Annotated in this window: 21 protein-coding genes; 8 read left to right on the forward strand and 13 right to left on the reverse strand. The window is 61.5% G+C overall.

The window, feature by feature from the left end:
• Positions 1–1,725 (reverse strand): tetratricopeptide repeat protein, encoded by a 1,725-nt coding sequence (locus tag TX24_RS16925; RefSeq protein ID WP_003188355.1) that lies wholly within the window; start codon positions 1,723–1,725, stop codon positions 1–3.
• A gap of 316 nt (positions 1,726–2,041) precedes the next feature.
• Between TX24_RS16925 and hemA the strand changes: the two genes are divergently transcribed.
• From hemA to TX24_RS16955, 6 genes are all read left to right on the forward strand, one after another.
• The gene (hemA, locus tag TX24_RS16930) at positions 2,042–3,331 is read left to right on the forward strand and encodes a glutamyl-tRNA reductase (RefSeq protein ID WP_003188356.1); all 1,290 of its coding nucleotides are present in this window, start codon (positions 2,042–2,044) and stop codon (positions 3,329–3,331) included.
• The gene (prfA, locus tag TX24_RS16935; protein WP_003188358.1) at positions 3,328–4,410 is read left to right on the forward strand and encodes a peptide chain release factor 1; all 1,083 of its coding nucleotides are present in this window, start codon (positions 3,328–3,330) and stop codon (positions 4,408–4,410) included. Before hemA ends, prfA begins: the two co-directional genes overlap by 4 nt.
• Complete coding sequence (gene prmC, locus TX24_RS16940) at positions 4,411–5,241, forward strand: peptide chain release factor N(5)-glutamine methyltransferase (protein WP_003188360.1); 831 nt, start codon at positions 4,411–4,413, stop codon at positions 5,239–5,241. It abuts the gene before it with no gap.
• Positions 5,235–5,990 carry a molybdopterin-synthase adenylyltransferase MoeB gene (locus tag TX24_RS16945; protein ID WP_003188361.1) on the forward strand — a complete coding sequence of 252 codons (756 nt, stop codon included), beginning with the start codon at positions 5,235–5,237 and terminating at the stop codon, positions 5,988–5,990. The genes prmC and TX24_RS16945 overlap by 7 nt, the downstream gene beginning before the upstream one ends.
• On the forward strand, positions 5,983–6,777 hold the full coding sequence (murI, locus tag TX24_RS16950) for a glutamate racemase (protein WP_003188362.1): 795 nt from the start codon (positions 5,983–5,985) through the stop codon (positions 6,775–6,777). The genes TX24_RS16945 and murI overlap by 8 nt, the downstream gene beginning before the upstream one ends.
• 111 nt (positions 6,778–6,888) lie before the next feature.
• Positions 6,889–7,407 carry an acyloxyacyl hydrolase gene (locus tag TX24_RS16955; protein ID WP_003188363.1) on the forward strand — a complete coding sequence of 173 codons (519 nt, stop codon included), beginning with the start codon at positions 6,889–6,891 and terminating at the stop codon, positions 7,405–7,407.
• 108 nt (positions 7,408–7,515) lie between these two features.
• On the opposite strand, the gene TX24_RS16960 is transcribed toward TX24_RS16955, so the two are convergent.
• The 12 genes from TX24_RS16960 to TX24_RS17015 all read right to left on the reverse strand — a co-directional run bounded on the left by TX24_RS16960 (position 7,516) and on the right by TX24_RS17015 (position 17,505).
• Positions 7,516–7,818: a YkgJ family cysteine cluster protein gene (locus TX24_RS16960; RefSeq protein WP_003188364.1), complete on the reverse strand. Its 303-nt coding sequence runs from the start codon at positions 7,816–7,818 to the stop codon at positions 7,516–7,518.
• A gap of 54 nt (positions 7,819–7,872) precedes the next feature.
• Positions 7,873–8,364 carry a DUF2878 domain-containing protein gene (locus tag TX24_RS16965; protein ID WP_057710691.1) on the reverse strand — a complete coding sequence of 164 codons (492 nt, stop codon included), beginning with the start codon at positions 8,362–8,364 and terminating at the stop codon, positions 7,873–7,875.
• The gene (locus TX24_RS16970) at positions 8,357–9,628 is read right to left on the reverse strand and encodes an SAM-dependent methyltransferase (protein ID WP_020302482.1); all 1,272 of its coding nucleotides are present in this window, start codon (positions 9,626–9,628) and stop codon (positions 8,357–8,359) included. The genes TX24_RS16965 and TX24_RS16970 overlap by 8 nt, the downstream gene beginning before the upstream one ends.
• Positions 9,615–10,424, reverse strand: coding sequence for a DUF1365 domain-containing protein (locus TX24_RS16975; protein ID WP_057710692.1), 810 nt, complete (start codon positions 10,422–10,424; stop codon positions 9,615–9,617). Before TX24_RS16975 ends, TX24_RS16970 begins: the two co-directional genes overlap by 14 nt.
• On the reverse strand, positions 10,421–11,668 hold the full coding sequence (locus TX24_RS16980) for an NAD(P)/FAD-dependent oxidoreductase (protein WP_057710693.1): 1,248 nt from the start codon (positions 11,666–11,668) through the stop codon (positions 10,421–10,423). The genes TX24_RS16975 and TX24_RS16980 overlap by 4 nt, the downstream gene beginning before the upstream one ends.
• The gene (locus TX24_RS16985) at positions 11,665–12,447 is read right to left on the reverse strand and encodes an SDR family NAD(P)-dependent oxidoreductase (RefSeq protein ID WP_003188373.1); all 783 of its coding nucleotides are present in this window, start codon (positions 12,445–12,447) and stop codon (positions 11,665–11,667) included. The genes TX24_RS16980 and TX24_RS16985 overlap by 4 nt, the downstream gene beginning before the upstream one ends.
• Complete coding sequence (locus TX24_RS16990; protein ID WP_003188374.1) at positions 12,444–12,866, reverse strand: nuclear transport factor 2 family protein; 423 nt, start codon at positions 12,864–12,866, stop codon at positions 12,444–12,446. Before TX24_RS16990 ends, TX24_RS16985 begins: the two co-directional genes overlap by 4 nt.
• Positions 12,859–14,301, reverse strand: coding sequence for a deoxyribodipyrimidine photo-lyase (phrB, locus tag TX24_RS16995; RefSeq protein ID WP_057710694.1), 1,443 nt, complete (start codon positions 14,299–14,301; stop codon positions 12,859–12,861). Before phrB ends, TX24_RS16990 begins: the two co-directional genes overlap by 8 nt.
• Positions 14,302–15,231 carry a MerR family transcriptional regulator gene (locus TX24_RS17000; RefSeq protein WP_032893648.1) on the reverse strand — a complete coding sequence of 310 codons (930 nt, stop codon included), beginning with the start codon at positions 15,229–15,231 and terminating at the stop codon, positions 14,302–14,304. It abuts the gene before it with no gap.
• Between the two features lie 3 nt (positions 15,232–15,234).
• Positions 15,235–16,194 (reverse strand): YbgA family protein, encoded by a 960-nt coding sequence (locus TX24_RS17005; RefSeq protein ID WP_003188379.1) that lies wholly within the window; start codon positions 16,192–16,194, stop codon positions 15,235–15,237.
• Between the two features lie 112 nt (positions 16,195–16,306).
• A complete protein-coding gene (locus TX24_RS17010) occupies positions 16,307–16,522 on the reverse strand; it encodes a TIGR02450 family Trp-rich protein (RefSeq protein ID WP_003188381.1) in 216 nt (71 codons plus the stop codon).
• A complete protein-coding gene (locus TX24_RS17015; protein ID WP_003188383.1) occupies positions 16,519–17,505 on the reverse strand; it encodes an NAD(P)/FAD-dependent oxidoreductase in 987 nt (328 codons plus the stop codon). The genes TX24_RS17010 and TX24_RS17015 overlap by 4 nt, the downstream gene beginning before the upstream one ends.
• A 212-nt stretch (positions 17,506–17,717) precedes the next feature.
• Between TX24_RS17015 and TX24_RS17020 the strand changes: the two genes are divergently transcribed.
• Complete coding sequence (locus tag TX24_RS17020) at positions 17,718–18,617, forward strand: TIGR01777 family oxidoreductase (RefSeq protein ID WP_034134402.1); 900 nt, start codon at positions 17,718–17,720, stop codon at positions 18,615–18,617.
• A 14-nt stretch (positions 18,618–18,631) separates the two neighbouring features.
• Entirely contained in the window at positions 18,632–19,657 is a 1,026-nt protein-coding gene (hemH, locus tag TX24_RS17025) for a ferrochelatase (protein ID WP_034134401.1), read from the forward strand.
• Positions 19,658–19,687: the final 30 nt, after the last annotated feature.

The following is a 19,687-nucleotide window of genomic DNA, read 5'->3' on the forward strand; positions in this document are numbered from 1 at the left end:
TTAAAGGGTCTCGGATCCGGTCAGGCGCTTGATGGTGCTGCGCAGGATAGGGCTATCGGGTTGTTCCTTGAGGAATTTTTCCCAGATTTGTCGGGCTTCGCGCTGCTTGCCATTGGCCCAGAGCACTTCGCCCAGGTGCGCGGCAACTTCCTGGTCCGGGAAACGCTCCAGTGCCTGGCGCAGCAAGCGCTCGGCCTCGTCGAGGTTGCCCAGGCGGTAATTCACCCAGCCCAGGCTATCGAGCACGGCCGGGTCTTCAGGGTTGAGCGCATGAGCCTGTTCGATCAGCACCTTGGCTTCGGCGTAGCGTGTAGTGCGGTCGGACAAGGTATAACCCAGGGCGTTAAGGGCCATGGCGTTGTCCGGGTCACGCTTGATGATCAGGCGCAGGTCTTTTTCCAGCTGCGCCAGGTCATTGCGTTTTTCTGCCTGCATGGCGCGGGTGTACAGCAGGTTCAAATCGTCGGGGTATTGCAGCAACGCCTGTTGCAACAGTTTCCAGGCGCGTTCGCCCTGTTTGTTGGCCGATAAGGTCTCGGCCTGGATCAGGTACAGCTGGATCGCGTAGTCCGGTTCGGCATCGCGGGCCGCGGCCAGGCGTTTTTCCGCTTCGTCGGTGCGGCCGTTGCTCATCAGGATATCGGCCTGGCGCAATTGCGCGGGCAGATAATCATTGCCGGGGCCGACCTGGGCGTATTCAAGCAGGGCCGCCTGGGGGTCGTTGCGCTCTTCAGCGATGCGGCCCAGGTTCAGGTGCGCCGAGTCCACGTGGCTGTCACGTTCGATCAGCTCTTGCAGGTAGCCCTTGGCCTCGTCCCAGGCTTTGGCTTCCAGGCACACCAATGCCAGGGAATAACGCAGTTCGTCGTCGTCCGGGTATTGCTGGACCAGGTTGGCGAACTGCACTTTGGCGTCTTCCATACGATCCTGCTCAACCAGCATGCGTGCATAGGTCAGGAGCAGGCGCTTGTCGCCGGGGTATTTCTTGATGCTTTTTTCCAGCAGCGGAATCGCTTCCTTGCCGCGGTTAAGGCTTTGCAGCAGGCGTGCGCGCAACAGGATCGGCGCGATTTCGCCTTCTTCCGGCGGGTTCTGTTCCAGGAGTTTGAGCGCGGCGTCGGCTTCATCGTCCTGTTGCAGCAGCAGGGCCTTGCCGAAAATCAACTGGCTGTTCTTCGGGTGCTTTTGCAGCAGGCGATCGAAACTCTTCATCAGGCCATTGCGCGTGTCCTGGTCGGTGTCGGCGGCCGACAGCGCGAGAAAGTCAAAATGCGTGTCGCCCTTGCCCTGCAAAACTTTCTCCATATAGACCATGGAGTCGTCATAGCGCCCGGCACGCGCCAATTGCACGGCCGCGGCGCGTTGGGCTTCCAGATCATCCGGCGCGTTTTTGGCCCAGATCAGCGAGGTGTCCAGCGCTGCCTGGTCGGCGCCCAGGTATTCGGCGATGCGAAACGCTCGCTCGGAAATCCCCGGGTCCTGGGTATTGATGGCCTGGGTCACGTAATTATCCAGCGCAATATCGAAGCGATTGCGCTGGCCGGCCAGTTCAGCGGTCAGCAGGCTGTAGATCGTTTCTTCACTGAACGAGGAATAAACCTTGGGCTTTTCAGGGGCGGGAGTGCTGTCTTCCACCGGCGACGTAGCGTCCGGCGACACGGGGGCCATGGCCTGGCAGCCGCTGAGGAAGACAAAAGCGAGGAGCAACGCGGAAGATCTATTCATATAGGAAGAGGACGACTAACCTGCGGTCGGATCATCATGACACAAGCCTTCGGCCAAACATAACCGGGGCACTCGGAATACGACTATTGCTGCCTTTTGCCTTTCCTTTGTAGGAGCGAGCTTGCTCGCGAAAATCGTCAACGATAATGCGGGACGCCTGGCGCTCAGCGGCGCTCTCAGGTTTTTCGCGAGCAAGCTCGCTCCTACAAAAGTGCATTGATAGGCATAAGGTATAGGGACAATAGACGACGGTGGTTGTTCTGGATCTTTCGAAGTAGGACAATTGTCGGCTTCCCGACATCATCAGCGATATTGAATGGCCTTCCTCGCACTCGGTATTAACCACAAGACTGCCTCCGTAGACGTGCGCGAGCGCGTGGCGTTTACGCCAGAGCAGTTGGTTGAGGCCCTGCAGCAGCTCTGCCGGCTCACCGACAGCCGCGAAGCTGCGATCCTTTCGACCTGCAATCGCAGCGAGCTCTATATAGAGCAGGAACATCTCTCGGCGGATGTGGTGCTGCGCTGGCTGGCCGATTATCACCATTTGAGCCTCGATGACCTGCGCGCCAGCGCTTATGTGCATGAAGAGGATGCGGCAGTTCGTCACATGATGCGCGTGGCGGCTGGTCTCGACTCGCTGGTATTGGGCGAACCGCAGATCCTCGGCCAGATGAAGTCCGCCTACGCCGTGGCGCGCGAGGCCGGCACCGTCGGCCCGTTGCTGGGCCGCCTGTTCCAGGCCACCTTCAATTCCGCCAAGCAAGTGCGCACCGATACGGCCATCGGCGAAAACCCGGTGTCCGTGGCCTTTGCCGCCGTGAGCCTGGCCAAGCAGATCTTCAGCGACTTGCAGCGCAGCCAGGCCCTGCTGATCGGCGCCGGGGAAACCATTACCCTGGTGGCCCGTCACCTGCACGACCTTGGCGTGAAGCGTATTGTGGTTGCCAACCGCACCCTGGAGCGCGCCAGCATTCTGGCCGAGCAGTTCGGTGCGCATGCGGTGCTGCTGTCGGACATTCCCGCTGAACTGGTACGCAGTGATATCGTCATCAGTTCCACCGCCAGCCAATTGCCGATTCTGGGCAAGGGCGCGGTCGAGAGCGCGTTGAAGCTTCGCAAGCACAAGCCGATCTTCATGGTGGATATCGCCGTTCCTCGGGATATCGAGCCCGAAGTCGGCGAGTTGGACGACGTTTACCTCTATAGCGTCGATGATCTGCATGAAGTGGTCGCTGAAAACCTCAAGAGTCGTCAGGGTGCCGCCCAGGCCGCCGAGGAAATGGTCAGCACCGGCGCCGAAGATTTCATGGTGCGCCTGCGTGAACTGGCGGCAGTGGATGTGCTCAAGGCGTATCGTCAGCAGGGTGAACGCCTGCGTGATGAAGAGTTGCTCAAGGCCCAGCGCATGCTGGCCAACGGCAGCGGCGCCGAAGAGGTGCTGATGCAATTGGCCCGTGGCCTGACCAACAAGCTGCTTCACGCCCCTAGCGTTCAGTTGAAAAAGCTTACCGCCGAAGGCCGCCTCGATGCGCTGGCCATGGCCCAGGAACTCTTTGCCCTCGGTGAGGGCGCGTCAGACAGCTCTTCGGATAAAAAACCGCAATGAAAGCGTCACTGCTCAATAAACTGGACGTGCTCCAGGACCGTTTCGAAGAACTGACCGCCTTGCTCGGCGATGGCGAGGTCATTTCCGATCAAACCAAATTCCGTGCTTATTCTAAGGAATACGCCGAAGTTGAGCCCATTGTGGCCACCTATAAAAACCTGCTGAAAGTCCAGGCCGACCTTGAAGGCGCCCAGGCCCTGCTCAAGGACAGCGACCCGGACATGCGCGAAATGGCCGTGGAGGAAGTCCGCGAAGCCAAGGAAAAACTCGCTGAGCTTGAGGGTGACCTGCAACGCATGTTGCTGCCCAAGGACCCTAACGACGGGCGCAACGTGTTCCTTGAAATCCGTGCCGGCACCGGTGGCGACGAGGCGGCGATTTTCTCCGGCGACCTGTTCCGCATGTATTCGCGCTATGCCGAGCGTCGCGGCTGGCGCGTGGAGATCCTCTCCGAGAACGAGGGCGAGCACGGCGGCTATAAAGAAGTCATCGCCCGGGTCGAAGGCGACAACGTCTACGGCAAGCTGAAGTTCGAGTCCGGTGCGCACCGCGTACAGCGGGTGCCGGCCACCGAATCCCAAGGCCGTATCCACACCTCGGCGTGCACCGTCGCCGTGTTGCCTGAGCCGGACGAGCAGGAAGCCATCGAGATCAACCCGGCGGATTTGCGCGTCGACACCTACCGCTCATCCGGCGCGGGTGGCCAGCACGTTAACAAGACCGACTCGGCGATCCGTATCACTCACTTGCCGTCGGGCATTGTGGTGGAGTGCCAGGAAGAACGTTCCCAGCACAAGAACCGTGCGCGGGCCATGTCCTGGTTGTCGGCCAAGTTGAACGACCAGCAGACCAGCGCCGCGGCCAACGCGATTGCCAGCGAACGCAAGCTGCTGGTGGGCTCCGGCGACCGCTCCGAGCGTATCCGCACCTACAACTTTGCCCAGGGCCGGGTTACCGACCATCGGGTCAACCTCACCCTGTACTCCCTCGACGAAATCCTTGCCGGTGGCGTGGATGCGGTGATCGAGCCGTTGCTCGCCGAATACCAGGCCGATCAACTGGCGGCGATAGGTGACTAAATGACCATCATTGCCAGCCTGCTGCGCGCCGCTGACCTGCCCGACTCGCCGACAGCGCGCCTGGACGTGGAGTTGCTGCTGGCCGCTGCCCTGGGTAAATCGCGCAGCTACCTGCATACCTGGCCGGAAAAGATCGTCAGCAGCGAAGATGCCCTGACGTTTGCCAGCTACCTGCAGCGCCGCCGCAGCGGCGAGCCGGTGGCGTATATCCTCGGCCAACAAGGTTTCTGGAAACTCGACCTTGAAGTGGCGCCGCACACCCTGATCCCGCGCCCGGAAACCGAACTGCTGGTGGAGGCCGCCCTGGAATTGCTGCCCGCCACGCCCGCCCAGGTCCTGGACCTGGGCACCGGCAGCGGCGCCATCGCCTTGGCCTTGGCCAGCGAGCGCCCGGCCTGGCAGGTCACGGCGGTCGACCGCGTGCTGGAGGCCGTGGCCCTGGCCGAGCGCAATCGCCAACGCCTGCACCTTCATAACGCCACGGTGCTGAGCAGCCATTGGTTCAGCGCCCTGCAAGGCCACCGCTTCGACCTGATCATCAGCAACCCGCCCTACATTGCCGACAATGACCCGCACCTGGTGGCCGGCGATGTGCGCTTCGAACCGGCCAGTGCGCTGGTGGCGGGGCACGATGGCCTGGACGATTTGCGCTTGATCATTGCAGAGTCTCCTGCCCACCTGAACGACGGCGGCTGGCTGTTGCTCGAACACGGTTACGACCAGGCCCAGGCCGTGCGCGACTTGTTGCTGAACCAGGGCTTTGAAGGCGTACACAGCCGCATCGACCTCGGCGGTCACGAACGCATCACTTTGGGACGCCGCCCGTGCTGACCGACCAGGAGCTGTTGCGCTATAGCCGGCAGATTCTGTTGCAGCATGTCGACATCGAAGGCCAATTACGCCTGAAACAGAGCCGCGCCTTGATCGTCGGCCTGGGTGGCCTGGGCGCTCCGGTGGCGCTTTACCTGGCCGCTGCCGGTGTGGGCGAGTTGCACCTGGCGGACTTTGACACGGTCGATTTGACCAACCTGCAACGCCAGATCATCCATGACACTGACAGCGTGGGGCAGACCAAGGTCGATTCGGCCATGGGGCGCTTGAGGGCGATCAACCCTGACGTCACCTTGGTCGCCCATCGTGCTGCGCTGGATGCCGACTCGCTGGCCGCTGCGGTCAACGCAGTGGACCTGGTGCTCGATTGCAGCGACAACTTCTCTACCCGCGAGGCGGTCAACGCGGCCTGCGTAACCGCTGGCAAACCGTTGATCAGTGGCGCGGCCATTCGCCTTGAGGGGCAATTGTCGGTATTCGATTCCCGTCGCGCCGACAGCCCCTGTTACCACTGTTTGTATGGGCACGGCAGCGACACTGAACTGACCTGCAGCGAAGCCGGCGTCGTCGGGCCGTTGGTGGGGGTGGTTGGCAGCCTGCAAGCGTTGGAAGCCTTGAAACTGCTGGCCGGTTTTGGTGAGCCGTTGGTGGGGCGCCTATTGTTGATCGATGCGCTGACCACGCGTTTTCGTGAGTTGCGCGTCAAGCGCGACCCTGGCTGCAGCGTCTGCGGAACACAACATGGTTAAGGGCGCGCCTATCGGTGTGTTCGATTCCGGCATCGGCGGCCTCACGGTGCTGGAAGAAATTCAGCAATTATTGCCCCGCGAGTCACTGCTGTACGTGGCTGACTGCGGGCACATTCCCTATGGCGAGAAAACCCCGGCGTTCATTCTCGAGCGTTCTCGCTCGGTCGCTGAGTTTTTCCGCGAGCGGGGCGCCAAGGCGTTCGTGATTGCCTGTAACACGGCAACCGTCGCCGCCGTCGCCGATTTGCGCCAGGACTACCCCGACTGGCCATTGGTCGGCATGGAGCCTGCGGTCAAACCTGCTGCTGCTGCCACGCGCAGCGGTGTGGTGGGTGTGCTTGCCACCACCGGCACCCTGCAAAGCGCCAAGTTCGCCGCCTTGCTCGATCGCTTCGCCACCGATGTGCGAGTGATTACCCAGCCGTGCCCAGGCCTGGTGGAGTTGATTGAAGCTGGCGACCTGAATAGCCCCGCCTTGAGCGCCCTGCTGCAAGGCTATATCGAGCCGCTGCTCAGCGCTGGTTGCGACACCATCATCCTGGGTTGTACTCACTATCCTTTCCTCAAGCCACTCCTGGCGCAGATGCTGCCCCCCAGCATCATCCTCATTGATACCGGCGCCGCCGTGGCGCGCCAGCTCAAGCGCTTGCTCGGTGAGCGCGACCTGCTGGCCGTTGGCGAACCTGAACCTGCACAGTTCTGGACCAGCGGCGATCGGTGTCACCTAAGAAATATCCTACCGACACTTTGGAAACATCCTGGAGTTGTGCGAAGCTTTGGCTCGTGAAAATTTCGTGAAATAACACTGAAAAAAGCTGAACTTCTGGCTATGCGTCGGCTTCTATAGCCCGTTAGCCTGTACATAACCCAATTATTCCGTTTGCAAAGGACGTTTCACATGAAGCGCTTGTTCTGTTTGGCTGCGATTGCGGCCGCTATGTTGGGACACTCTGTTTCAGCCCAGGCCACCGGCCTGGAGTTCGGCTTGGGCAGCACCAGCGATTCGACGCTGACCTACCGCCTGGGCCTGACCTCCGATTGGGACAAAAGCTGGATGCAGAGCAATGTCGGCCGACTGACCGGCTACTGGAGCGGCGCCTATACCTATTGGGAAGGGGATGACCGTGCGGGCGCCAGCAGCCTGTCGTTCTCGCCGGTATTTGTGTATGAGTTTGCCGGCGAGTCGGTCAAGCCCTACATTGAAGCCGGTATCGGCGTGGCGTTGTTCTCTCGCACTCGGCTGGAAGACAACAACATCGGCCAGTCCTTCCAGTTCGAAGACCGCCTGGGTTTCGGCCTGCGGTTCAACGGCGGGCATGAAGTGGGCATTCGTGCCACGCATTATTCCAACGCCGGCATCAGCAGCAATAACGATGGGGTAGAGAGCTACTCGCTGCACTACACCATGCCGTTGTAATGCACTGTAGGAGCGAGCTTGCTCGCGAAGAACCTCAACGATAACGCAGCGAATCAGGTTTAACGCGGCGTTCTCAGGTTTTTCGCGAGCAAGCTCGCTCCTACAGAATCAGCGGTAGGCCGTGGTAATACCTTCACGCTCTTCAAGGCATTCCGGCGCCCCCATCTCGAACTCCCGGCAAATCAGCGGCCGCAGCTCATAAATCGTGCACATCATCGTGTCGCGGTCCAACGCTGCGCACCAGCCGTCGTCCAGGCGCAGCATCACCTCACCGCCCCAATCGTCGGTATCGATAAAGCGTTGCGGCACGCCAGTGTCGGTGATCAGCATGACTTCCAGCTGGCAGCAACAGGCCGCGCACGTCGAGCAGGTGACGGGTTCGGTGATTTGAATGTGAGGGATGTTGGTCATAGGCGCGCAGTGTAAGGCAAGTGCGCTAGACGCGTATGAATGCTCGGACGGGCGTCAATGCTCCAGCCTCTGCGCAATCCTGTGCAACAGCGGAAAGAGCATGGCCCATAACAGCGCCAGGCCGATCAGTGTTGGGATGGTGCCGTACCCAAAACTCACACCCGCCAATTGGCTGCCGGCGTAATAAGACAACGGCCCGCCCACCGCGCCTAGCAGGCTGGCCAGCCACCAGGGCTGTGCGCTCCAGGCCAGGCAATGCCGCAAGGTGGTGGCCAGCAAGGCCCATAACAGTATCAGCCACAGCGGAATCAATGGCCCCGGTGTATTGAACTCAAACACGCCCAGCCCGCGCAGTGCCGTATCGACCAGGGTGCCCAGCACCGTCACGGCCAGAATCACTTGCCCCTCTCTGGTCCATGAACTTATCCACAGAAGATGGACGCCCAGCGCCGCGATACCAATCAGCAGCCAACGGCTATCGCCGCCGAGCACGCAGGCAAACCAGCCGCACTGAAACAGCACGGCGTTGGCCAGGGATTTAAGCACTGAAACGCCCGAGCAGCGGTGGATTGATCGCCGCCGGTTTGGCCAGCAGCAACTGTGCGGTGCCGATGGTGCGCTCCATAAAGCCGCCTTCGCAGTAGCACAGGTAAAACTCCCACAGGCGCAGGAAGTACTCGTCATAACCCAGTTCCGCAAGACGGCCATGGGCGCGGCGAAAATTCTCATGCCACAGGCGTAGGGTACGGGCGTAGTGCAGGCCGAAGTCTTCCATGTGCAGCAGGTTCATGTCGGTGTCGCGGCTGACGATTTGCAGCATGTTTTGCACACAAGGCAGCGCGCCGCCGGGGAAGATGTAGCGCTGGATAAAGTCGACGCTACGCTTGGCCTGTTCAAAGCGCTGTTCACGTATGGTGATGGCTTGCAGCAGCATCAAGCCGTCGGGCTTGAGCAACTGGGCACATTGTTTGAAATAGGTGGGCAGGAAACGATGGCCCACCGCTTCAATCATTTCGATCGACACCAGTTTGTCGTACTCACCGGTGAGGTCGCGATAATCGCTCAGCAGCACCGTCACTTGGTCTTGCAGGCCCAGCGCCTCAATACGCTGCGCGGTGTAGGCGAACTGTTCCTTGGACAGGGTCGTGGTGGTGACCCGACAACCGTAATGCTGCGCCGCATACAACGCCATGCTGCCCCAGCCGGTGCCGATTTCCAGTAGATGGTCGCTGGGCTTAAGCGCCAGTTTCTGGCAGATGCGCGCCAACTTGTTCAGTTGTGCCTGTTCCAGGGTGTCATCGGGGGTCAGGAACTGCGCCGCCGAGTACATCATCGTGGGATCGAGAAATTCTTCGAACAGGTCGTTGCCCAGGTCGTAATGGGCGGCGATGTTTTTTTGCGAGCCTTTGCGTGTGTTGCGGTTGAGCCAGTGCAGGCCCTGAGTGAACGGCCGGGCCAGGCGAGCCAAGCCACCCTCCATGGCGTCGAGCACCTCCAGGTTGCTGACCATCACACGCACCACGGCGGTGAGGTCGGGACTGGTCCAATAACCATGGATAAACGCTTCGCCGGCGCCGATCGAGCCATTGGCCGCCACCAGCCCCCATACCGCCGCGTCGAGAATCTGGATCTCGCCCAGCAGGTGCGCTTCCCGTGCGCCGAAGACTTGCCGCTCGCCATCCTCGATGATCACCAACTGGCCGTGGCGCAATTGGCTGAGCTGGCGCAACACGCCTTTGCGCAATAGCGCAGCGGTCATGCCGTTGACGTTCAGGCGGTTAGCCTTGACCGATAAGCTAGGGGATTTCATGGCGGCGATCCTTGGTATACCCGACTGCGGTGCGAGAGGCGCCATCGGCGGCCTGGTGGGAAAAAATCGGTGTGCGTTTGAGCAGCAGGCGCAAAGCTTGCCAATAGATTGCAAGGCCGGTCTTGGCGGTCATCCAGGGAAAGCGCCACAAATAGCGATGCAGGCTGGCGCGGCTCAGTGCCTGTTTTTCCAGGCTCAAGGTGGCATCGAAGACTTTTTGCGTGCCTTGCCAATCGGCCATGTGCACGCCGAGCCTGGCGGCGGGTGGGCTGAAACTCATGCGGTATTCCAGGTCGCGAGGCAAAAACGGCGACACATGGAAGGCCTTGGCCACGGCGAAATGCTGGTGCTCATCGGCGCCCAGTGCCTGGGCGGGCAGCACGTAGTGATAGCGCTCGCGCCATGGGGTGTTGGTCACTTCACACAGGATCGCGGCCAGTTGCCCGTCAGCCTCGAAGCAGTAGAAGAAACTCACCGGGTTAAAAGCCAGGCCCCAACTGCGGGCCTGGGTCAGCAGGCAGATAGCGCCCTGGGGTGTTTGCCCCAGGGCCTTGCCGACTTCCTGGCGCACGGCATCGCTCAGGCTCATGCCGTGGCGCGTGAATTCACGCAGGTAATCCTGCTGGCGGAAACCGAAAGGCGCCAGGCGACCCGTGCCGGCCAGCGGCGAAAGCCCCAGTACTTCATCCTCTTCACTGAGGTCCAGGTACAACAGGCCGATGCGGTAGCGAAAGGCGTGGGCCTTGGGCGTAAACCGGCGATGGGCGATCCAGCCGCTGTACAAGGCGCTGTTCACAGGGTTTCCCCAAAAGCCTGGGCCACGCGCAGGGCGCTGACCACGCCATCTTCGTGAAAGCCGTTGGCCCAGTAGGCCCCGCAGTAAAAGGTATTGCGCACGCCGTTCACTTCTTCCCAGCCTGCCTGCGCCGCCACTGCGGCCAGGCTGTATTGCGGATGCGCGTAGGTGTAGCGCGCCAGGATCTTCAGCGGGTTGATCATCGGCGTCTGGTTGAGGCTGACGCAAAAGGTAGTGGCGCTGTCGATGCCTTGCAGGATGTTCATGTCATAGGTGACGGCGGCCTGTTGTTGCACGTTGCCCGTCAGCCGATAGTTCCAGCTGGCCCAGGCCAGTTTGCGGTCGGGCAGCAGGCGTGTGTCGGTGTGCAGCACCACGTCGTTGTCGGCGTAGGGCAGGGCACCGAGGATCTGCTGTTCGGCCTGGCTGGGGTCGTCGAGCAAGGCCAGGGCCTGATCGCTGTGGCAGGCGAACACCACGCGGTCGAAGGTTTCGCTGCCGGCCGGGCTGTGGATAACTACACCTTCGTCGCTGCGTTGCACTTTATGCACAGGGCAATTGAGCCGTATCTGTTCGCGAAAGCTGCGGGTCAGCGGTTCGATATAACAGCTGGAGCCGCCTTCGATCACACACCATTGCGGGCGGTTGCTCACCGAGAGCAAGCCGTGGTTCTTGAAGAAGCGCACAAAAAATTGCAGGGGGAACTTGAGCATATCGGCCAGGGACATCGACCAGATAGCCGCGCCCATCGGCACGACGTAATGCCGGATAAACCTGGGGCCATAGCCGCCGGCGGTGAGGTAATCGCCCAGGGTCATGTCGGCGCTGATGCGCTGCTCCTGCAAGTCCAGCGGCGCCTGGCGATTGAAGCGCAGGATATCGCGCAGCATGCCCCAGAACCCCGGCGACAGAATATTGCGGCGCTGGGCAAACAGACTATTGAGGTTGTTGCCGTTGTACTCAAAGCCGGTGCTTTGGTCGCACACCGAAAAGCTCATCTCGGTGGGTTTGAACCTGACCCCGATTTGCTCCAGCAAGCGGATGAAATTCGGGTAGGTCCAGTCGTTGAACACAATGAAGCCCGTGTCCACCGCATAGCTTTTGCCGTCGACCGTCACGTTGGCCGTGTGGGTATGCCCGCCAATGCAGTCACTGGCCTCGAACAGCGTAATGTCGTGGCGACGGCTGAGCAGGTAGGCGCTGGTCAGCCCGGCGATGCCGCTGCCGATAATGGCGATCTTCACAGGTCGTCCTTCTTCGGTGGCGGGCTGCGCAGCATGCGTTTGCCGATGATCAGTTGCGCGCGGTTGGGCAGCTTCGACAGCGGCCACAAGGTGGCAATGAACAGGGCCGGAAAGGCGATTTCCAGCGGGCGTTTTTCCAGCTTGGCGAAGATGTGTTTCGCGGCTTTGTCGGCCGGCCAGCTCAGGGGCATCGGGAAATCATTGCGCTCGGTCAGCGGCGTGTCGACGAAGCCTGGGCTGATCACCGTGACATCGATGTTTTCTGGCGACAGGCCAATACGCAGGGATTCGAACAAGTAACGCAGGCCGGCCTTGGACGCGCCGTAGGCTTCGGCGCGAGGCATGGGCAGGTAGGTCACGGCACTGGCCACGCCCACCAGATGCGGGGTACGCCCGGCGCGCAACAGCGGCAGCGCGGCCTCGATGCAATAACTGCTCGCCAGCAGGTTGGTACGCACCACGTGCTCGATGATCGAGGCGTCAAATTGCCGGGCGTCCACGTATTCGCAGGTGCCGGCGTTGAGGATCACGGTGTCCAGCGAACCCCAGACCTCGCTGATACGCTCACCTATCTCGCGCACGGTCTGGCTGTTGGTCAGGTCGCCGGCCACCACCAGCACCTGGCCTGGATAACGAAGGGCGAGGGCATCCAGCGGGCCTTGGGTGCGGGAACTGAGGGCCACGTGGGCGCCACTGTCGAGCAACTCCACGGCCAGCGCGGCACCGATACCACTGCTGGCGCCGGTCAGCCAGTAACGACGGGGCGGTGTAAGGCTCATCCCATTCTCCTTTTCAGCCAACGAATAACGCGACCCAGTAGGGGGACATGTTCATAGAGCAGGGCGCCGGCATCGAAGTAGTCGCGATGGCGGTAAACCTTGTCGTGCCACATCAAATGGGAACAGCCTGGCACCTCGATCACCTGGCCGCCGGCCAGGCGTGGGTGACGAAAACGCATCGTCCAGCGCAGGTAGCCCTCGCCTTCGGCCACGGTATCGAAGCCGTGGAAGTCAAAATTCAGCTCGCTGACGTTGCTGTACAAGTCGGCAAAGTAACGCCGCAACGCTGGCAGGCCCTGGACTTCATGCAGGGGGTCGGCAAAGGCGACGTCCTCGCTGTACAGGCTGCCGAGCAGGTGCAGGTTGTGCTTGTCCAGCGTGGCGAAGGTGTGGGCGAACTGGCGCAGGAAGTCACTCATGTTCGGCCATCTCCTGACGCGAAGGTAGCCGGCGAAATGCGGCCAAGGCGCGCTCGCGAGACTGTTTCAAATCGACGATGGCACGCGGGTAATCCGCCACCCCGAACAGGCCGCCCGCCGCTTCGGGGTTGTGCACTTGTTTTTTATTCAGCGCGGCCAGTTCCGGGAGCCAGCGTTTGATGAACACGCCGTCGCCGTCGAATTTTTCCGATTGGCTCAGTGGGCTGAATATCCGGAAATACGGCGCCGAGTCGGTGCCGGTGGACGAACTCCACTGCCAGCCGCCATTGTTGGCCGCCAGATCACCGTCGATCAGGTGGCGCATAAAGAAGCGCTCGCCTTCGCGCCAGTCGATTAGCAGGTTTTTGGTCAGGAACATCGCCACCACCATGCGCAGGCGGTTGTGCATCCAGCCGGTTTCCAGCAGTTGGCGCATGGCCGCGTCGATGATCGGCAAGCCGGTGCGCGCCTGTTGCCAGGCGGCCAGGTCTTCGGGCGCCTTGCGCCAGGCCAGGGCTTCGGTTTCCGGGCGGAACGCGCGGTGGCGGGAAACCCGTGGGTAGCCGACCAGGATGTGTTTGTAGAACTCGCGCCACAGCAGCTCGTTGATCCAGGTGATGGCGCCGATGTCGCCGCTTTCGAACTCGCCCTGGTTGGTTTGCAGCGCGGCGTGCAAGCACTGGCGCGGCGAAACCACACCGGCGGCCAGGTAGGCAGAAAGCTGACTGGTGCCGGGCTTGGCCGGGAAGTCGCGTTCGTCCTTGTAATAGCTGATCTGCTGATCGGCGAAGGCATCGAGGCGACGGCGCGCTTCGTCTTCGCCAGCGGGCCAGAGGGCACGCAAGGTTTCGCTGGGTGTTGGGAACCCTTCGACTGCCGTCGGCACAGGGTCGCTCGTCACGCCAGGTTCGGCCTGGGCCTTTGGCGTCGGCACCACGCGGGGCAGGGCGCTGTGCAGGCGGCTGTAGCAGACCTTGCGGAACTGGCTGAACACCTGAAAGTAGGTGCCGGTCTTGGTCAGCACGCTGCCCGGCTGGAAAAACAGTTGGTCCAGGTAGCTGTGGAAGGTCACGCCGTCAGCTTCCAGGGCCTGGGCCACGGCGCTGTCGCGGCGGCTCTCGTGAATGCCGTATTCCTCGTTGACGTGTACCGACTCCACCGACAGCTCGCGGCACAGTTGGCTCAGCACCGTCGGCGCCTGGTCCCAGGTCGCGGCGTGGCGGATTAACAGCGGGATGTTGAGGTTGCCCAGTGCCTGGCTCAGGTGCTGCAAGTTGCGCAGCCAGAAATCGACTTTGCACGGCGCGTCATCATGCGCCTGCCATTGCTCGGGCGTGATCAGGTAAACAGCCGCGACGGGGCCGCGCTGGCTCGCGGCCGCCAGGGCAGTGTTGTCGTGCAGGCGCAAGTCGGTGCGCAGCCAGATCAGATGCATTCAGACAATTCCACGCTGGATCAATAATTGATGGGCCGACAACAGGTCCTCGGCCACGGACAACTCAGGGATGTCCTGGGTTAATACGCCCAACTCGGCGTGGTGGATGCACACCGTTGGTCCGGCAATCACCGTGGGGCAACTAATGCCGCCCAACAGTTTGCTGAGTGCCGGCACCTGCAGGGCCTTGCTCGAATACAGCAGCACCGCACGCGGTTGCAGGTGTTCCACCGCCAGGGCCAGTTCGCCGACCGGCAGCGGCCAATCGAACACTTCCACCGGACAATCGGCACTGCTGGCCAGCCAGGCGCTGAGCCACAGGTGGGGTTCCAGGGGCAAGTCGGAATGATTGACCAGCAACAGCGGCGCGCCGTGGAGTTGACGATTGTTGTGATAGATCCGTGCGCCGAACTTGCTGCGCAACCAGGACAGGAAGAACACCCGCTCCATCTGCGCGCCGAACTGGCCCTGCCAGCGCTGTTCCAGCTCGTTGAGCAGCGGCAGCATCAATTGCTCGCACAGGGTGCGCGGCGGGTACAGCGCCATGGCCTGGTTGAACGCGTCATCAACCCGGCGCTCGGCCAGTTCACTGATGGCACTCACCAAATGCTGGCGCAGGCTCTGCCACTCGTTTTCCATCGGCTCCGGGCTGCCTTGGGCGGAGTCGATCAGCCCTTTGACCTGGCTGACCGGCACGCCGCGATTGAGCCAGGTGAGAATGGCTTGGATGCGTTGCACATGTTCGGCGCTGAACAACCGATGCCCTTTGGGCGTGCGCTGGGGCACGATGAGGCCGTAGCGGCGCTCCCACGCGCGCAGCGTCACCGCATTCACGCCGGTCTGGCGCGCCACCTCGCGGATCGGTAGCCAGCCGTTTTCCAGGGCCAGGGCGAGGTCTTCGCCGGGTTCGTCGAGCAGGGCAGGTTTCATGGGTTAGATCGCATTACGCAGGCTGAGGTTTTCCGGGTGCGGTTGCAGGTAGGCCTGCTGCGCGATGTAGCGGTCCGGGTGTTGGCGAAAGTGGTGCTTGAGCAGGGTCAGCGGCACCACCAGTGGCACGATGCCGTGGCGGTATTGGCCGATGACGGTCTGCATTTCCTGTTTGTCATCGGCACTGATGGCCTGCTTGAGGTAGCCGCTGATGTGTTGCAGCACATTGGTATGGGTGCCGCGAGTCGCGCATTTTTTCAGGCCCGCCATCAGTTCGCTGAAATAGCCGTCGGCCAACGCTGGCAGGTCAATGCCTTTGCCCATGCTGCCGAGCAAGTGGCCCAGGCTTTTGTAATGCGCCGGGCTGTGGGCCATCAGCAGGTATTTGTAGCGCGAGTGAAACGTCAGCAAGCGGTGACGGGTAAGCCCGTCGGCCATTAGTTGCTGCCAACTGGCGTACACGAATACGCGGGTGAGGAAGTTTTCCCGCAGCACCGGGTCGTTCAGGCGACCGTCTTCTTCCACCGGCAGGTTGGGGTGGCGAGCACAAAACGCCTGGGCGTAAATGCCGCGCCCGCCACCGTCGACGGGCGTGCCGTTGTCGCGGTAGACCTTGACCCGCTCCAGGCCGCAGGACGGTGACTTTTGCATGAAGATGTAGCCGCACAGGTCGGTATGTTCCCGGGCCATTTGCTGGCCGTAGTCGTCCAGTGGCTGCGTGACATTGAGCGCGGGGTTTACGCTGCCCACAGCCTGCGGATGGTCGGGGTCACCGACCAGGCGGATTGCTTGCCGAGGAATGCCCAGGCCGATGGCAACTTCAGGACACAACGGGACAAAATCGAAATAGTCACTGAGGGTCTGGCTGCATAGCAGGGACTGTTTATGACCGCCATTGAAGCGCACGTTCTCACCCAGAAGGCAGGCGCTGATGGCGATCTTCGGTTTCACATGGCTGGACATAAGCAAACCTCTGCAAGAATCCTGTACAAGCTACAAAGCTTGTACAACTAAATCTCATCATAGGCTCGATGTTGTACAAGTCAAATAATTTGTACAGGTTTGTGCGGCCGCGTTATTTCCAGCCGATTTTCCAGTCCTCAGCGTTTTTCAACGTCTCCCAGGGCAGGCGTTCAGCGCGCCGGGTGAGGATGGCTTGCAGTTCGATGTCCAGCACCGTGCCCTCTTCGTCACGGAACAACTCGGTGACCAGGAAGTGTTTTTCCTTGTGGCGAGGATGAGCTGCCGTCCATTTTGACAGCAGCAGTTTGGCGGGGTTGATGCGGTTCATTGCAGGTGCTCGATCAAGCGTCGTGCCGCTTCCTGGCCACTGAGCCAGGCACCTTCCACCCGACCGGACAGGCACCAGTCGCCGCAAACGAACAAGCCCAGGTCGGCGTCGGCCAGCACACCGAACTCATGGCTGCTGGAGGGGCGTGCGTAGAGCCAGCGATGCGCCAGGCTGAACGACGGCGCGGGCATGGCGCTGTGCAGCAATTCGGCAAAGGCGCCGTGCAGGTGTTCGATCACCGCTTCCTTGGACAGGTCCAGATGGGCCTTGCTCCAGGCGCTGGTGGCGTGCAGTACCCAGGTGTCGAGGGTGGTATCGCGCCCGGGCTTGCTGCGGTTGCGCGCCAGCCAGTCGAGGGGGCTGTCTTGCACGAAGCAGCCCTCCATCGGCGTATCCAGGGGCTTGTCGAACGCCAGGGCGATGGTCCAGGTCGGGTCCATTTTCACCCCGGCGGCGGCGCTCGCGAGCTTGGGCGCGGCGGCCAGCAGGGCGGTGGCTTGGGGCGCCGGCGTGGCAATGATCACGTGACTGAAAGGGCCGTGATTGCCGCCGTCCGCGTCGAGCAGGTTCCAATGCTGCGTGCCCTGGAAGACTTCGGTGATGCGGCAACCGAACTCCACCGGCAAGTCGTCGAGCAGGGCGCGAGTGATGGCGCTCATGCGCGGCGTGCCCACCCAGCGGATCTGCTCATCGGGGGACGGCGTCAATTGCCCGGACTTGAAGTTATACAGCTGGGGCTTCCACTGCTCGGCCCAGCCGTTGCTCTGCCAGCGCTGCACTTCGTTGACGAAGCGCCGGTCGCGGGCGGTGAAATATTGCGCGCCCATGTCCAGCGCGCCGGCGTCGCTGCGCTTGCTGGACATGCGGCCACCGCTGCCGCGGCTTTTATCGAAAAGTTGTACTGCGTGCCCGGCGTCTTGTAACGCTCGGGCGGCGGAGAGACCGGCGATGCCGGTACCAATGATCGCGATGGGAACAGTCATGGGAGGCCTCGTTTTACCGTTGGGTACAGACTACGCCGACACCAATAGCTGTACAATATTGTTTTTTGGTATAAGTTTTGGCGTGCCTGATTGTGTGGCGTGACCTATGGTTAAGCTAAGGCTTAAACCCCCGTCACGCTCCATTATCAAATTGATCCCTGCTTATAAAATAGACCAGTGAGCGGCGGCGAACGTTACATGAGGAGAGTCCCATGCATATTTTGCTGACCGGCGGTACCGGCTTGATCGGTCGCCAACTCTGCAAGCACTGGCTCGCACAAGGCCATCGCCTGACGGTGTGGAGCCGGCAACCGGAAACGGTCGCCCAGGTGTGTGGTGCGCAGGTGCTCGGGGTGGCGCGTTTGCAAGAGGTGATTGGCGCGGTGGACGCGGTAGTCAACCTGGCAGGCGCGCCTATCGCCGACCGGCCTTGGACCCACAAGCGCAAGGCGTTGCTGTGGAGCAGTCGCATTCACCTCACCGAAACCTTGCTGGCCTGGATGGAAAGTCTGGAGCAGAAACCGGCGGTGCTGATCTCCGGTTCTGCGGTGGGTTGGTACGGCGACGGCGGCGAGCGCGAACTGACCGAAGCCAGCGGCCCGGTGCTGGATGACTTCCCCAGCCAGTTGTGTATCGCCTGGGAGGAAACCGCCCAGCGTGCCGAAGCCTTGGGCATTCGTGTGGTGCTGGTGCGTACGGGGTTGGTGCTGTCTGCCGAGGGCGGCTTTTTGTCGCGCCTGCTGCTGCCGTTCAAACTGGCGCTGGGCGGGCCGATTGGCAATGGGCGGCAGTGGATGCCCTGGGTGCATATCAAGGATCAAATCGCCCTGATTGATTTTCTTCTGCACAAGCAAGACGCCAACGGTCCTTATAATGCCTGCGCGCCACACCCGGTGCGCAACCGCGAATTTGCCAAGACCCTGGGCCAGGTGCTGCACCGCCCGGCGTTCATGCCGATGCCGGCATTTGCGTTGAAGGTTGGCCTGGGCGAGTTGTCCGGCTTGTTGCTGGGTGGGCAAAAGGCTTTGCCTGAACGGCTGCAAGCCGCAGGTTTCACTTTCCAGTTCACTGAGTTGCGTGCGGCTCTGGACGACTTGTCCAGCCGCCTCTAAAGATAGGATGTTGCATGACCGATCACGCGTTGTTACTGGTCAACCTGGGTTCGCCAAAGTCCACTTCAGTGGCCGATGTGCGCAGCTACCTCAATCAGTTCCTGATGGACCCTTATGTGATCGACTTGCCGTGGCCGGTGCGGCGCTTGCTGGTGTCGCTGATCCTGATCAAGCGCCCCGAGCAATCGGCCCATGCCTATGCGTCGATCTGGTGGGACGAGGGTTCGCCGCTGGTGGTGCTGAGCCGCCGCCTGCAACAGCAGATGACTGCGCAGTGGACCCAGGGCCCGGTGGAACTGGCGATGCGTTATGGCGAGCCGTCCCTGGAAACGGTCCTGACACGCCTGGCCGCCCAGGGTATTCAAAAAATCACACTGGCGCCGTTGTACCCGCAGTTTGCCGACAGCACCGTCACCACGGTGATAGAGGAAGCCAAGCGAGTGGTGCGCGACAAGCAACTGAATGTGCAGTTTTCGATCCTGCAACCGTTCTACGATCAGCCCGAATACCTGGATGCGCTGGCGGCGAGTGTGCGCTCTTATGTAGAGCAGGATTACGATCACTTGCTGCTCAGTTTCCATGGTTTGCCTGAGCGTCACCTGACCAAGCTCGACCCTACTGGCCAGCACTGCTTCAAGGACGCCGATTGCTGCAAGAACGCATCCCCCGAGGTGCTTGCCACCTGTTATCGCGCGCAGTGCTTCAGCGTGGCGCGGGACGTGGCCGCGCGGTTGGGTTTGCCGGAGGGTAAATGGTCGGTGGCGTTCCAGTCCCGCCTGGGCCGGGCCAAGTGGATCGAACCCTACACCGAGGCGCGCCTTGAGGCATTGGCCCAGCAAGGCGTGAAGAAGCTGCTGGTGATGTGCCCGGCGTTTGTCGCCGATTGCATTGAGACGTTGGAGGAAATTGGTGATCGCGGTCGCGAGCAATTTTGTGAAGCGGGGGGGGAGGAGTTGGTGTTGGTGCCTTGTCTGAATGATGAGCCGCAGTGGGCGGCGGCGCTTAATACCCTGTGCGAGCGGGCGCCGGTTGCCTTGTAATCGAGGCCTGGGGTGACCCAATTGTGGGAG

The sequence above is a fragment of the Pseudomonas lactis genome, assembly GCF_001439845.1.
GTDB classification, from domain to species: domain Bacteria; phylum Pseudomonadota; class Gammaproteobacteria; order Pseudomonadales; family Pseudomonadaceae; genus Aquipseudomonas; species Aquipseudomonas lactis.

Excerpts from the sequence above, each read along its gene's own strand:
- TX24_RS17005 (WP_003188379.1), bottom strand. The coding sequence starts at position 16,194 with ATGTCCAGCCATGTGAAACCGAAGATCGCCATCAGCGCCTGCCTTCTG.
- hemA (WP_003188356.1), top strand. The coding sequence starts at position 2,042 with ATGGCCTTCCTCGCACTCGGTATTAACCACAAGACTGCCTCCGTAGAC.
- TX24_RS17010 (WP_003188381.1), bottom strand. The coding sequence starts at position 16,522 with ATGAACCGCATCAACCCCGCCAAACTGCTGCTGTCAAAATGGACGGCA.
- TX24_RS16985 (WP_003188373.1), bottom strand. The coding sequence starts at position 12,447 with ATGAGCCTTACACCGCCCCGTCGTTACTGGCTGACCGGCGCCAGCAGT.
- murI (WP_003188362.1), top strand. The coding sequence starts at position 5,983 with ATGGTTAAGGGCGCGCCTATCGGTGTGTTCGATTCCGGCATCGGCGGC.
- TX24_RS16970 (WP_020302482.1), bottom strand. The coding sequence starts at position 9,628 with ATGAAATCCCCTAGCTTATCGGTCAAGGCTAACCGCCTGAACGTCAAC.
- TX24_RS17020 (WP_034134402.1), top strand. The coding sequence starts at position 17,718 with ATGCATATTTTGCTGACCGGCGGTACCGGCTTGATCGGTCGCCAACTC.
- TX24_RS17000 (WP_032893648.1), bottom strand. The coding sequence starts at position 15,231 with ATGAAACCTGCCCTGCTCGACGAACCCGGCGAAGACCTCGCCCTGGCC.
- TX24_RS16955 (WP_003188363.1), top strand. The coding sequence starts at position 6,889 with ATGAAGCGCTTGTTCTGTTTGGCTGCGATTGCGGCCGCTATGTTGGGA.
- TX24_RS17015 (WP_003188383.1), bottom strand. The coding sequence starts at position 17,505 with ATGACTGTTCCCATCGCGATCATTGGTACCGGCATCGCCGGTCTCTCC.
- prfA (WP_003188358.1), top strand. The coding sequence starts at position 3,328 with ATGAAAGCGTCACTGCTCAATAAACTGGACGTGCTCCAGGACCGTTTC.
- TX24_RS16990 (WP_003188374.1), bottom strand. The coding sequence starts at position 12,866 with ATGAGTGACTTCCTGCGCCAGTTCGCCCACACCTTCGCCACGCTGGAC.
- TX24_RS16960 (WP_003188364.1), bottom strand. The coding sequence starts at position 7,818 with ATGACCAACATCCCTCACATTCAAATCACCGAACCCGTCACCTGCTCG.
- TX24_RS16925 (WP_003188355.1), bottom strand. The coding sequence starts at position 1,725 with ATGAATAGATCTTCCGCGTTGCTCCTCGCTTTTGTCTTCCTCAGCGGC.
- prmC (WP_003188360.1), top strand. The coding sequence starts at position 4,411 with ATGACCATCATTGCCAGCCTGCTGCGCGCCGCTGACCTGCCCGACTCG.
- hemH (WP_034134401.1), top strand. The coding sequence starts at position 18,632 with ATGACCGATCACGCGTTGTTACTGGTCAACCTGGGTTCGCCAAAGTCC.
- phrB (WP_057710694.1), bottom strand. The coding sequence starts at position 14,301 with ATGCATCTGATCTGGCTGCGCACCGACTTGCGCCTGCACGACAACACT.